This window comes from Amycolatopsis sp. A1MSW2902, from assembly GCF_017312175.1.
GTDB lineage: Bacteria > Actinomycetota > Actinomycetes > Mycobacteriales > Pseudonocardiaceae > Amycolatopsis > Amycolatopsis nivea.
Genome location: NZ_QJPO01000003.1, coordinates 543,310 through 558,366 on the forward strand (window position 1 = coordinate 543,310; position 15,057 = coordinate 558,366).

The 15,057-nt window shown below is 70.8% G+C and carries 1 protein-coding gene; it reads right to left on the reverse strand.

Features of this window, described 5'->3' with window-relative positions; genetic code table 11:
- Positions 1 to 243 precede the first annotated feature (243 nt).
- Positions 244 to 15,051 carry a non-ribosomal peptide synthetase gene (locus tag DMP23_RS45545; RefSeq protein ID WP_337824959.1) on the reverse strand — a complete coding sequence of 4,936 codons (14,808 nt, stop codon included), beginning with the start codon at positions 15,049 to 15,051 and terminating at the stop codon, positions 244 to 246.
- Between the last annotated feature and the right edge of the window lie 6 nt (positions 15,052 to 15,057).

Consider the following 15,057-nt stretch of genomic DNA (forward strand, 5'->3'; position numbering starts at 1 on the left):
CGCCGCGACAGCCAGCAAAGCGCCTGCGGAACCGGCCTGGCAGCGGACCTTCTCCGGAGAGCCGCCCATGCCGCAAGACCCGGCAATCCGCCGCAGCAGTCCGCACCGCACCCGCGAAACCGGCCCGGCGATAGCCCCTGTCCGGACATCCGCTCGTGCCGCACCACCCCGGCAACCCCACCGCGACAGCCCGCGACACACCCATGGAATCCGCGCGGCAACAGCCCCTGCCCGGCAACCCGCTCATGCCTCATCACCCCGGCAATCCGCAGCAATAACCCGCAACGCCTCCGCAAACCCCGCCGCCACTCCGGCCACCGTCGTCCGGGCATGCTGGTCCGGCTGGTAGTACCAGGAAAACTCCAACTGCCCCTCCCGCACCCCGCCGACGACTTCCAGTGCGTGCGGCGACCGGTTCGCCGGGTCCTGGTCTCGGCCGAGCGGCGGGAGCGAGCGGCGGAACAGTCCGTCGCCGGGGGCGGTGTTTTCGCCTTGGCCCAGGTAGTTGAAGGCGACCCGCGGCGTGCTCCGGCCCAGGTCGGGGAAACGGAAGCACCGCAGAACCCCATGCCCGAAGCCATTTCCTGGCACCGCGCGCAGTTGGCGCCGGACGGATTTGACCTGGGTTCGCCAGGTCGCGGCCGGGTCGACTGTCAGGGCGACCGGGAATACGGTCGTGAACCAGCCGACCGTCCGGGTCAGGTCGACGTCGTCCAGGATCTCCTCCCGGCCATGGCCTTCCAGGTCGATCGCTACCGCCGGGTCGCCGGTCCAGCGGGTGAGCGTCCAGGCCAGAGCGGTCAGGAGGACATCGTTGATCCGCGTTCGGTAAGCACCGGGAGCGATGTGCAGCAAAGCATCGGTGTCCCGTTCGCCGACGCGGATCGACACCGATTCCTGGGGCTCCGGAGCCGCGCCCACCCGGTCGACGGGGATCTCGCATCCGGGCAGGTCGCGGGCCCAGTGCGGGCGTTCGGCGTCCAGTGCACCGGATTCCGCGAACTCGCGCAGGCGGTGTGCCCAGTTCCGGAAGGACGTCGTCTTCGCTCCCAGATCGGGCTTTTCCCCGGCTTCGATCTGCCGGTATGCCCGTTCCAGATCCTCCAGCAGGATGCCCCACGATACCGCGTCGACCACCAGGTGGTGTGCGACCAGGAAGAGGCACGGGTTCTCGGCGGAATCCGACAGGAGAGCACGCAGGTGCGGAGGCTGGGCCAGGTCGAAGCTCGCCTGCGCGTCGTCGGCGGCCCGCTCCAGGTCCACAGTGGACACTCGGCGCAGGACGGAGCCGGAGTTGACGGGGTCGTTGTGCTGGAGCCAGCCCTCGGCGGTCCGCTCGAAGCGCAACCGGAGCGCATCATGGTGAGCTACCAGCGCATCGACAGCCTGGCGCAGCACTTCCTCGTCGACCGGACCGTTCAGCTCGACCAGCACGGACTGGTTGAAGTGCGCGGGGTTGACCGGCGAAGCATCCAGGAACCACCGCTGGATCGGGGTCAGCGGAACGGCCCCGACCACGGCCTCGCGATCGTCCTCGGCCGCATCGGCGGGTTGGACCACTCGGGCCAGTTCGGCCACCGTTTGATGCGTGAACAGGTCCTTCGAGCGCATCGCGAGCCCAGCCTGCCGGGCGCGGTGCACGACCTGGATGCTCAGCAACGAATCCCCGCCGAGTTCGAAGAAGTTGTCCGCGGTGCCGACCTGCGGAATCCCCAGCACCTCGGCCCACACGTTCGCCAGCAGTCCTTCCGAATCGGTGCTCGGGGCGACGTACTCGGCGGTCTGCAGGGCCGACAGGTCCGGCGCGGGCAGGGCAGCGCGGTCGATTTTCCCGTTGGGGCTCACGGGGACCGAGGCGAGCGGCACGAACACCGAGGGGATCAGGTAGTCCGGCAGCGTCTCGCCCAGGAAGGAGCGCAGGTCAGCGGTTTCGCCCACCACATAGGCGACCAAGCGCTTGTGCCCGTGAGCTTCCCGAGCCACGACGACGGCCTCGTGCACCGCCGGGTGCCGTCGCAAGGCGGACTCGATTTCGCCGAGTTCCACCCGGAACCCGCGGATCTTGACCTGGTCGTCCACCCGCCCGGCGAACTCCAGGTCGCCCGACGCGGTCAGCCGGACCACGTCGCCGGTGCGGTACATCCGCGAGCCGGGCGGGCCGTACGGGTCGGCGACGAACCGGTCAGCGGTCAATCCGGGCCGGGACAGGTAGCCGCGTGCCAGGCCGATGCTGCGGACGTACAGCTCGCCCGCCGACCCAATAGGGACCTCGCGCAATGAAGCGTCCAGCACGTGCACTTCGGTATTCCGGATAGGTTTGCCGATCGGCAACGTCCCGCCCGGAGACAGCGGTTCGCTCCACGAGGTCACGACGGTGGTCTCGGTCGGCCCGTAGGCGTTGATCATCCGCCTTCCCGGTGCCCAGCGAGAGACCAGCTCGGCGGGGCAGACATCCCCGCCGACGACGATGGTCCGCAGGTCCGGCAGCGCCGTCTCGGGCACGGTCGCCAGCGCGACGGGCGGGAACTGCGCATGCGTGATCCGGTACTCCGCCAGCACCTCGGCCAGTTGCGTGCCGAGCAGCGGGCCCTCCGGCGGCACGACGAGCGCGGCGCCGGCGGGCAGGGTCATGCAGAGTTCCGAGACCGACGCGTCGAAGCTGGGCGAGTTGAACGCCAGCACTCGGTCGCCCGGCCGGATCCGGAAATGCTCGATCTCGGCGGCGGCGAAGGACGCCAGTCCCTTGTTCGGGACAACGACGCCCTTGGGCCGCCCGGTCGAACCCGACGTGTAGATGACATACGCCGGTTGATCGGGGTCGACGGGGACATCGAGGTTCGTGTCCGCGTACTGCCCGGCGTCGATTTCGCCGTCTACGACGAAGACCGGGTCGGCGTCGCGCAGCATGAACTCGATGCGTTCGGCCGGATAGCCCGGGTCGACCGGCAGGAACGCGGCCCGGGTCTTCGCCACGGCCAGTTCCGCGAGGATGAGCGCGGTCGAGCGCGGCAGCCGGACGGCGACGATCCGTTCCGGCGTGGCGCCCCGGTCGACGAGCAGCCTCGCCAGCTGGTTCGCCCGCGCGTTCAGCTCGGCGAAGGTGATTTCTCCGGCAGCCGACAGCAAAGCCGGTGCATCGGGCGTCCGCGCGACTTGGGCTTCGAACAGTTGCGCCACCGACGCCGGCGGGACGGCCACGGCGGTGTCGTTCCAGGCCCGCAGCTGGTCCAGCTCGGCTCGCGGCAGCAGCGGCAAGCCGGACATCGGCTGGTCCGGCAGCGCGGCGAGAACGGTCAGCGCGGTCAGCAACCGGTCGGCGAGCCGCTCGATCATCGCGGCGTCGAACAGGCCGGTGGCGTAGTTGATCGCGGCGCGCAGCGACCCGCCGTCCTCCTCGAATTGCACGAGCAGGTCGAAGGTCGCGGTCGTCGCGGGCAGGGCGACCTCCTCGGCGATCAGCGCGCCGCCGCCCGGCCGGTCGCTGGTGTTCTGCAGCACGACCATCGCCTGGAACAGCGGGGTCCGGCTCGGGTCGCGGACCGGCTGGGCGGCGTCCACCACGCGTTCGAACGGCACGTCCTGGTGGGCGAACGCGTCGAGCACCGTGTCGCGGACGCTGCCGAGGAACTCCCGGAACGACCCACGCGAGTCCACTGTGGACCGCAGGACCAGCGTGTTGACGAAGAACCCGATCAACCGTTCGAGTTCGGCCCGCTCGCGTCCGGCGGTCACCGTGCCGACCGCGACGTCCTCCTGTCCGCACCACCGCGCCAGCACGACCTGGAAGGCCGCGACCAGTGTCATGAACAGGGTGCCGTCCTGTGCGCCGGCGAGTTCGCGCAGGTTCGCGGCGACCTCGGCGGGGATGTCGAAGCCGAACCACTCCCCTTCGTTCCTGCGGACCGCGGGGCGCGGCCGGTCGGTGGGCAGTTCGAGCGAGGCGAGCCCGGCGAGGCGGTCGCGCCAGTGGTCCAGCTGCTCGTCCAGGTCGGGGCTGTCGAGGAAATCCCGTTGCCAGGCAGCGAAATCCGCGTACTGCACCGGCAGCTCGGACAGCTGTGGCTCCTCGTCACGGAGGTAGGCGGAGTAGCAGGTCTCCAGTTCGGTGGCCAGGATTCCGGCGGACCAGCCGTCGGTGACGATGTGGTGCAGCACCAGCAGCAGGACATGGTCGCCGGTCTCCTCCCGGAACAACCGGGCGCGCAGCAGCGGTCCGGTGCGCAGGTCGAACGGACGGAGCGCTTCGCGCACCAACGTTTCCTCGGAGAAGTCCGCCACTGGAAGATCGATCGGTGCGGGCGCGTGGACAATCTGCACGGCGTGGCCGTCGATCGCGTCGAAAGTGGTGCGGAGCGATTCGTGCCGGGCGACGACGGTGTTCAGAGCCTTTCGCAAGGCGTCGACATCGAGTTCGCCGCGCAAGCGCAAAGCGGTGGGAGAAATGTATTCCAGACCGCCGGGTTCGAATTCGTCCAGGAACCACAAGCGTTGCTGAGCGAACGACAACGGCAGCGCACCATCCCGCGCGACCACCGGTATCGCCTCCGCAGCAGCCTGCTCGGCAGGGAGTTCGGCGGCGAACTGGCTGAGCGTCGGCGCGGAGAACAGCATCCGCGGCGACACCTCGACCCCGAACTCCGCACGCACCCGCGACGTGATCCGCATGCTGAGGATCGAATCGCCGCCCAGTTCGAAGAAACTGTCGTCGGCGCCCACGCGGTCGATTCCGAGGACGTCGACCCAGATCGCGGCGAGCCGCTGTTCCGCGGCGGTGCGCGGCGCGACGTACTCGGCGGTTCCGGTACGGCCGGGGGCGGGTAGCGCACGCCGGTCAAGCTTGCCGTTCCGGTTGAGCGGGAGCGCGTCCAGCGACACGAACGCCGACGGGACCAGGTGCTCCGGCAGCCGTTCGCGCGTCCATTCGCGCAAGCCCTGCGCTTCGCCCACCACGTAAGCGACGAGGCGGCCTTCGCGGGCGATGACGGTGACGTCGGCGATCGCCGGATGCCGTCGCAGGACGGTCTCGATCTCGCCCGGTTCGACGCGGAACCCGCGGATTTTGACCTGGTCGTCGACGCGGCCGAGGTAGTCGAGCGAGCCGTCGGCGGTCCAGCGGACCTGGTCGCCGGTGCGGTACATCCGCTCCCCCGGCGGGCCGAACGGATCCGCGACGAACCGGTCCGCGGTCAGGCCCGGCCGGCCGAGGTAGCCGCGGGCGAGCTGCGGTCCGGCGAGGAACAGCTCGCCGGGCAGGCCGGGCGGCACGGGTTCGCCGGTGTCGCCGAGGACGTACGCGCGGAAGTTGGCCAGCGGACGGCCGATCAGCACCTGGTCTCCGGTCACCGGCGCGTGGATCGAGTCGACGGTCGTTTCCGTGGGCCCGTAGTAGTTGTGCCCGGTGACGTCCGCGGCGGCCAGCTGCCGCCACAGCGTTTCGGTGGCCGCCTCGCCGCCGGTGATCACCGTGCGGGGCCGGACTTCGCCAGTCGCCAGCCCGGCGTCCAGCAGCTGCTGGAGGTAGGCCGGGGTGAGGTCGAGCAGGTTGAGCCCGTGCGCGCGGACGGCCCGCACCAGGGCGCGCGGATCGAGCCGGGTGTCGTCGTCCAGCACGTGCAGCTCATAGCCGTCGACCATCGCCAGCAGCGGTTCCCACGACGCGTCGAAGGCCAGCGACGCGGTGAGCGCCGCCCGTTCCCGCCCGCGGTCGAGGAAGATCGCCCGGTGCGCGACCAGCAGGTTCACCAGCGCGCGGTGCTCAACGACGACGCCCTTCGGCGTGCCGGTCGAACCGGAGGTGTAGATGACGTACGCGGCGGTGTCCGCGTCCGGCCGCTTCGAGAGCGGCGCTGGCGGCGCGTAGCTCTCGTCCGGCCGACCCAGGACGACCACTGGGCGCGCGTCGTCGAGCAGGAAGCGGACGCGTTCCTCCGGCAGGTCCGCGTCGATCGGCAAATACACCGCACCTGCCTTGAAAATCGCCAGGACCGCGATGACGGCTTCGGCCGACCGCGGCAGCATGACAGCCACCACGCGCTCCGGCCCGGCGCCCCGCTCGACCAGTTCCTCCGCCAGCCGCGTGGCGCGGGCGTCGACCTCCGCGTAATCCAGGACGGTGTCGTGGAAGACCAGCGCGGTCTCGTGCGGCATCCGCGCGACGGTCGCATCGAACACGTCCAACACCGTCTCCGCAGGAAGGTTGGCGGTGTCGCCGTGTCCCAGAGCAAGCACCTGGTTGCGCTCGTCGGCGGTGAGCGGCGAGAGCGAGCCGACGCGCCGCTCCGGGTCGGCGGCGATCGCACGCACCAGCTGGGCGAGGTGTCCAGCGAGCCGGTGAGCCGTCGAAGCGTCGAACAGCTTCGGGTCGTAGGAGAGTTCGAGCCCGAGCCGGTCGTGGAGGTAGGCGGTGAGGTTCAGCGGGTAGCTCGTGGTGTCCAGCGATTCGACGTCCAGCACGCGGACGCCGTCCTGACCGCTGTCTTCGATCGGGTAGTTCTCGAAGACCACCACACTGTCGAACAACGCCGCGCCCGCCGGCACCCCGGTGAAGGTCTGCAGCTGGGAGAGCGCCAGGAAGTCGTACCGGCGCGCGTCCGCCTGCTCGGCCTGGATCGCGCGCAGCCATTCGGCGGCCGACTGTCCATTCCGGACTTCCACCCGGGTCGGGACGGTGTTGATGAACATCCCGATCATCGCTTCGACCCCGGGGAGCTCGGGCGGTCGCCCGGAAACCGTGGTGCCGAACAAGACGTCCGGCTCGCCGCTGTAGCGCGCGAGCAGCAGCGCCCACGCTCCCTGCACAACCGAGTTCACCGTCAGCGCGGCGGTTTTCGCCATCTCGCGCAGTGCGGCGGACTCCTCCTCGGACAGTTCGACTAGCACCGTCGCACCGGATTCCGCTCGGTGCGCCTCGGTGGGACGGCGGTCGTACGGAAGAGGCGTCGGCGCGGCGAAACCGTCGAGCACGTCGCGCCAGTGCTCTTCCGCCGCGGCCCGGTCCTGTCCGGCGAGCCAGGCGAGGTAGTCGCGGAACGGCCGCCGCGGCGTCAGTTTCGCTGGCGTGCCTTGGACAATCGCCGTGTACTGCTCGCACACCTCGCCGAAGACCTGGGCGGTGCTCCAGCCGTCCAGCAGGACGTGGTGCGAGGTCCAGAGCAACTGCACCTCGTCGTCCGCGACCCGGGCGATCTCCAGGCGCATCAACGGCGGTGTCGTCAGATCCATCCCGGCGGCCAGGTCGGCTTCGAGCAGTTTCGCCAGCTCAGCCTGCTGGTCTTCGGGAGGAAGGCCGCGCCAGTCGTGCTGCCCGATCGGCACCCGGACTCCGCGATGGACGCGCTGCACCGGCTCGTCGACGCCGTCCCACGCCGTGCTGCTGCGCAGGATCGGCGTCCGGTCCACCACGCGCTGCCACGCCTCGGCCAGCGCACGCGGGTCGCGGACACCGCCCAGCCGCAGCCGGAACTGATCGAAGTACGCGCTCGACCCGGTGTCGACCAGGCTGTGGAAGACCATGCCCGCCTGCAGCGCGGTCAGCGGGTAGATGTCCTCGACCTCGCGGCCGTCCCCGGCCAGCCGGTCCACCGTCGCCTGGTCGAGCCGGACGAGCGGGAAGTCCGACGGCGTGCGGCCGCCCGCCCCGGCGCAGTGCGCGATGATTTCCCGCAGTGCCGCGACGGTCGCTTCGGCTAGGCCGCGGACGGTCGCCTCCTCGTGCATCTCGGCGGAGTATTCCCAGGTCAGGTGCAGTTCGCCGGCTTCGACCACGCCGACGACGTCCAGCAGGTACGGGCGGATGCTGTCCGGAGCGGAATCGTGGCCGAGGCTTTCCCCGCGGCCTCGGTAGAGCCCGTCCTCGGCGGTTCCGACGTCCCAGCGGCCGTGGTAGTTGAAGGAGATCTGCGGGGTCGGGTCGTTCCGCAGCGGCGACTCGGTCAGGTAGCGCAGTGCTTCGTAGCCGACGCCCTTGTTCGGGATGGCGCGCAGTTGTTCCTTGACCGACTTGAGGATCGCGTCCCAGCCCTCGCCCGGCACGGTCAGCGCGACCGGGTACTGCGCGGTGAACCAGCCGATCGTCCGGGACAGATCGAGCGGCGCGGCGAGGTCTTCCCGGCCGTGGCCTTCCATCTCGAGCACTACCTGCGACCGGCCGGTCCAGCGCGCCAGCACGCGGGCGAGAGCGCTCAGCAGGACGTCGTTGACCTCGGTCCGGTACGCGCCGGGCACGTCTTGCAGCAGCGCGGAAGTCTCGGCCCGGCCCAGGGAAACCGACACCGATCGCGCCGACTCCGCGGTGTTGCGGCCGGAGCGGTCGACCGGGAGGCCGGTCTCGACGCCGCGCAGCACGCTCCCCCAGTACTCCGCCTCGTCGTCGAGCCCGCCGGTGCGGACGTGGTCGGCGAGCGTCCTCGCCCAGTGGGTGAACGAGCTGCCCGCCGGTTCCAGCGGTTCGCCTTGATAGGCGTGTTCGAGGTCGCCTAGCAGGACGCGCCAGGACACGCCGTCCATGACGAGATGGTGCGCGGCAAGGAACAGTTGCGGCGAGCGGTCGCGGAAGGTGAACAGGACCGCGCGCCATACCGGGCCGTGGACAAGGTCCAAAGAGGTCTGTGCACGCTCTGCCTCCGCGTGCATCGCGGCCTCGACGTCGTCTACTTCGGACAGATCGGCGTGTCGCAGGATGTCTGCTTGTTCTGCGGTAGCTGGCTCTTGCTGCCAGCTTCCGTCCACTTCGGAGAACCGCATCCGCAACGCGGCATGGCGAGCGGTGACTTCAGAGATCGCGGCGGTCAGCCTCGGAACGTCCACTGAGGACAGTACAAGGTGGACGGACATGGTCAGCCGCCATGGCTCGTCCAGATGCGCGAAGAGCCACGACTGGATCGGGCCGAGCGGTGCGGGTCCGGTCTGTTCCGGCGCCGGAGCGACCGGACCGCCGGTGGTGACGACGCGGCCCAGTTCGGCGATTGTCTGGTGCTGGAAAAGATCCTTCGACGACATCGTCAGCCCGGCCTGGCGAGCGCGCGACACGACCTGGATGCTGAGGATCGAGTCGCCGCCGAGACCGAAGAAGTTGTCCTCGACGCCGACCTGGGCCACCCCGAGCACCGCCGACCAGACCTCGGTGAGCACAGTCTCGACCTCGGTACGCGGGGCCACGTAACGGTTTTCGACCCGCGCCCCAGGAGCGGGCAGCGCGCGGTGGTCGAGCTTCCCGTTTGCGTTGAGCGGCAGTTCGTCCAGCGCGACGAACACCGCCGGGATCATATGCGCGGGCAGCGACCGGGCGAGGAATTCCCGCAGCACCGTGGTTCCCGGCACGGTCCCGGTCAGGTACGCGACCAGCCGCCGGGCGTCGCCGGTCCCGTGCGCGACAGCCACCGCGCCGGTCACGTCCGGATGTGCCGACAGCGCCGCCTCGACCTCGCCCAGCTCGATCCGGAACCCGCGGATCTTGACCTGGTGATCGGCCCGGCCCCGGTAGGCGAGTTCGCCGTCCGGGGTCCAGCACAGCAGGTCGCCGGTGCGGTACATCCGGGTGCCCGGCTCGCCGAACGGGTCGGCGACGAAGCGGGACGCGGTGAGCCCCGGCCGGTTCAGATAGCCGCGCGCCAGGCCCGCGCCCGCGACGTACAGCTCGCCGGTGACGCCGGGCGGAACCGGTTCGAGGCAGGCGTCCAAGACGTAAGCGCGCAGGTCCGGAATCGGCACGCCGACAGTCGCGCGGTCGTCGAGCACCCGGTACGTGACGTGCACGGTGGTCTCGGTGATGCCGTACATGTTGACCAGCTGCGGTCCGTCCGGATGCCGCCGTCGCCATTCCTCCAGGCGCACCGGATCCAGGGCCTCGCCGCCGAAAATCACGTACCGCAGGCTCAACGGCGCGGACGGCAGCGAGCCGAGCCGGTAGAACGCCGACGGCGTCTGGTTGAGCACGGTCACCCGCTGTTCGGCCAGCAGGGCAAGGAATTCCTCCGGTGACCGGACCGTGTCGGACGGGACCACCACGAGGCGGCCGCCGTGCAGCAGGGCTCCCCAGAGTTCCCAGACCGAGAAGTCGAAGGCGTAGGAGTGGAAGAGCGTCCAGACGTCCTGGTCGCCGAAGCCGAACCAGTGGTCGGTCGAGGAGAACAGCCGGGTCACGTTGGCGTGCGGGACGAGCACGCCCTTGGGCACGCCGGTGGAGCCGGAGGTGTAGATGACGTACGCCGTGTTCTCCGGGCGGATCCGCACGCCGGGATCGGTGTCCGGCTGGTCGTCCGCGGCGACCGTGTCCACGACGCACACCGGTTGCGCGTCGGCGAGCATCGCCTCGATCCGCGCGGGCGGGTAGTCCGGGTCGATCGGCAAGTATCCCGCGCCGGACTTCAGCACGGCGAGGATCCCGACGACCAGGTCCGCCGACCGCGGCAACCGCAGCGCCACCAGGCGTTCCGGTCCGGCTCCCTCGCCGATGAGCCGGTGCGCTAGACGGTTCGCTCGCCGGTCCAGCTCGCGGTAGGTCAGCTCCGTGCCTTCGCAGGTCACCGCTACGGCGTTCGGCGTGCGAGCGGCTTGCGCGGCGAACAGCCGGTGCAGCGTCGGCTCCGGAGGCGCGACGGCGACCGGGTTCCAGTCGCGCAGGACGCGGTCGCGCTCGGCGGCGGTGATCCACGGCAGGCGCCCGAGCGGTTGCGCGGGAGTCGCCGCGACTCCGGCCAGCAGGATCCGCAGCCAGCCGCTCAGCCGCTGGACGGTCGCCGCGTCGAACAGGTCGGTGTTGTAGTTGACGACCGCGTCGAGCCGCCCGGCGGTCTGCTGGAAGTGGATCGCCAGGTCGAAGCCCGCGGTCACGATCGGCGGCGCGACCTCCTCGACGGCGAGCCCGGGCAGCGCGGGCCGGGCGTCCGGGGTGTTGTGCAGCACGACCATGACCTGGCACAACGGGGTGCGGCTGGGGTCGCGTTCGGGCTGGACGTCGTCCACGACGCGGTCGAACGGGACGTCCTGGTGCGCGAAGGCGTCGAGCACGGTGTCGCGGACTTCGCCGAGGAACTCGGCGAAACCGCGGTTCAAGTCCACTGTGGACCGCAGGACGAGGGTGTTGGCGAAGAAGCCGATCAGGCCTTCCAGCTCGGTGCGTTCCCGGCCGGACACGACGGTGCCGACCGCGATGTCGTCCTGTCCGGACCAGCGCGCGAACAGCAGCTGGCAGGCGGCGAGCAGGGTCATGAAGAGCGTGCTGCCCTGCTGCCGGGACAGTTCGGCGAGCCGCGCGGTGGTGCCGGCCGGGACGCTGAACTCGTGCAGCGCGCCGTTCTTCGTGCGGACCGCCGGGCGGGGCCGGTCGGTCGGCAGGTCCAGCGGTTCCAGCCCGGCGAGGCGATGCCGCCAGTAGCTGAGCTGGCCGTCGAAATCGGAGCGGTTTCGTTGCCAGACCGCGTAATCGGCGTACTGCACGGGCAGCGGTGGCAGCTCGGGCTCGTCGCCGCGGGTGAACGCGGAGTAGAAGGCGGCGAGTTCGCTCAGGAGCACGCCCGACGACCAGCCATCGGTGACGATGTGGTGCAACACCAGGGTCAGGACGTGGTCGTCGGGGCCGAGCCGGGTGAGCGCGGCGCGCAGCAGCGGGCCGGTGTGCAGGTCGACCGGGCCGGTCGCGGCCGCCAGTGCGGTGTCGAGATCGCCGTCGACCGCCTGGAGATCGACCGCGTACGGCGGGCGGACGATCTGCTTGCCCTGGCCGTCGACTGTCGCGAAGGTCGTGCGCAGGGATTCGTGCCGGGCCACCAGCGCGGTGAGCGACTGGTTCAACGCATGCACGTCCAGGTCGCCGCGCAGCCGCAGCGCGGTCGGCGAGACGTACTCGGTGCTGCCGGGGTCGAATTCGTCCAGGAACCAGAGTCGTTGCTGGGCAAAGGAAAGCTGCGCTTCGAACGGGCCGTCACCACGCGGGATCAGCGGGATCAGCGGGATCGCTTCCTGCGGCGCGGACGCGGCGGGCAGGTGCGCGGCCAGGAGTGCCGGGGTCGGGGCGGTGAAGACCAGCCGGGCGGGCACGTCCGCACCCAGTTCAGCGCGCAGTCGCGCGACCACTCGGATGCCTAGTAGCGAGTCGCCGCCGAGCGCGAAGAAGTCGTCTTCGACCCCGACTCGCTCCAGCCCGAGCACTTCGGCCCAGACGTCGGTCACCAGCCGTTCACGGTCGTCGCGCGGCGCGATGTACTGCGCGGACGCGGAAATCTCCGGCTCCGGGAGCGCCCGGCGGTCCAGTTTGCCGTGCCGGGTCAGCGGAAGCAGGTCGAGGTGAACGAACGCCGACGGCACCAGGTGCGCGGGCAACGTCTGAGTCAGCGCGGCGCGAAGCTCGCCGGGCTCGGCATCGCCGACGAGGTACGCGACGAGCCTGCCGTCCCGCGCGTCGACGGCGGCATCGAGCACTTTCGGCTGAGCGCGCAGTGCGGTCTCGACTTCGCCGGGCTCGATCCGGAAGCCGCGGACTTTGACCTGGTCGTCAGTCCGGCCGAGGTGCTCCAGCCGGCCATCGGCGGTCCAGCGGGCGCGGTCGCCGGTCCGGTAGAGGCGGGTTCCGGGCGCGCCGAAGGGATTCGCCACGAACCGGTCCGCGGTCAGGCCCGGCCGGCCGAGGTAGCCGCGGGCGAGCTGGGCGCCGGCGAGGCAGAGTTCGCCCGGAACGCCGGCCGGGACGAGCCGGAGCTGCTCGTCCAGAACGTACGCGCCGACATTCCCTAGCGGACGGCCGATCGACGGCCGGTCCCCGGTCACCGGAGCCCACGTCGCGTCCACAGTGGACTCGGTCGGGCCGTAGTAGTTCCCGGCGGACACCCCGGATCCGGCGAGCTCGTGCCACAGGCTCTCGCCGATGGCCTCGCCGCCGACCATCAGGAACCGCGGCCGCTGGTCGCCGTCGAGCAGTCCGGCGGGCAGCAACTGCCGCAGGTAGGAGGGGGTCACGTCGAGGAAGCCGATGCGTTCCTCGCGGACGTAGCGGACGAGCGCGGCCGGGTCGAGGCGGGTTTCGTCGCTGATCAGGTGCAGTTCGTGGCCGTCGGCCAGCAGCAGCGGTCCTTCCCACGACGTGTCGAACGACAGCGACGCGGTGAGTGCCACGCGCAATCGTTCGCGGCCGAACGCGGCCCGGTGGTTGGCCAGCAGGTTCGCCAAAGCCGCGTGCTCGACCACGACGCCTTTCGGCGTGCCGGTCGAACCGGACGTGTGGATCACGTAGGCGGCGTCCGCCGGCTCCGGCGCGGCCGGACGCGGGCCGTCGGTGAAGCCGCCGATGCGGTCCAGCACCACCACCGGCCGGGTGTCGGCCAGCAGCGTCTCGATCCGCTCGGCGGGCAGCCCGGGATCGATCGACTGGTGCACCGCCCCGGCTTTGAGCACGGCGAACAGCGCGATGATCGCATCGGCGGAGCGCGGGAGCAGCACGGCGACCACCCGGTCCGGCCCCGCGCCCCGGCCGGCGAGCTCGGCGGCGAGGACGTCGCTGCGGGCGGCGAGTTCGGCGAAGCTCAGCCGGACGTCGCCGCAGACCAGCGCGGTCGCCGTCGGCTGCGTCTTCGCCTGGTGGTCGAGGAGGTCGACGATCGTGCCGTCCGGAACGTCGAGCACCGGGCCGCGCCAGCCGAGCAGCTGAGCCTCTTCGGTCTCGGTGGTCAGCGGCAGGTCGGCGATGCGGCGGCCCGGGTCGGCGGCGATCCCGGCCAGCAGCCGGAGCAGGTGCGCGATCAGCCGGTCGACCGTCCCGACCTCGAACAGTTCGGTGCTGTACTCCACGAGCCCGGCGAGCCGGCCGCCCGACTCCTCGAACTCGACGGTGAGGTCGAAGTTGGCCGAATCCCGCCCGACCCCGGCCGGTTCGGCGGCCAGGTCCGGGAACACCGGCCCGGTCCCGGTCGCGGTGTGGAGCAGCACCATGACGTCGAACAACGGGTTGCGGCCGGGATCCCGGCCCGCGTGCACTGCGTCGACCACTTCCTCGAACGGGACGTCGTCGTGGGCGAAGGCGTCGAGGACGGTCTGCCGTGCCGCGGCCAGGTGGTCGGCGAAGGAAGCCGACCGGTCCACTTCGGACCGCAGCACGACGGTGTTGACGAAGAACCCGACCACCCGCTCCAGCTCCGGGCGGTCCCGGCCGGAAACGACGGTGCCGAGCGCGATGTCCTCCTGGCCGGTGTAGCGCGCGAACAGCGCCTGGCAGGCCGCGAGCAGCACGGTGAACAGCGTGGTTTCCGAGGTACGCGCCAGTTCCGCGAGCCCGCGCGCCACGTCGGAGGGGACAGCGAACTCGCGTACCGCACCCGCGGTGCTGCGGGCTGCCGGACGCGGCCGGTCCGTCGGCAGGTCGAGCGGGGTCACGCCGGTCAACTGCCGGGTCCAGTGCTCGAGCCCGGCCGCGCGGGTCGGTCGATTGTGCTGCCACCGCGCGAAATCTGCGTACTGCAACGGCTGCGGCGGCAGGTCCGCGCGCTCGCCGTCGCGGTAGAGGAGGCCGAGTTCTTCGGTCAGCACGCCCATCGACGCGCCGTCGGTGGCGATGTGGTGCACGCACACCAGCAGCACGTGCTCCGCCAGTCCAAGCCGCACGAGCACCGCGCGCAGCAACGGCCCGTGCGAGAGATCGAAGGGCCGCGAGTACTCCGCTTTCAGGACAGCGTCGAGGTCTTCCGGCGCGGCATCCACCACGGGCAGCGCCACCTCGTACGGCGGCTGAATGAGCTGCCGGGGTTCGCCGTCGACCTCCTCGAAAGTCGTGCGCAGCGGTTCGTGCCGGGCGACCAGCAGCCGCAACGCCGTCGCCAACGCCTCGACATCCAGCTCACCGGTCAGGCGCAAGGCGAACGCGCTGTTGTATTCGGGATCGTCCGGGCGGAGCTGGCTGAAGAACCACAGCCTGCGTTGCGCGGACGACAGGGGCACCGGGCCGGAACGGTCGGCAGCCGCCGGGATCTCCGGTACGCGGCCGGCCGTTCCAGCCATCCGGCGGCGCAGCGCTTCCTGCAGGTGGGCGGGCAGCGCCGCGATGCGGTCCTCACGGGACGAGGTCATGGGGAG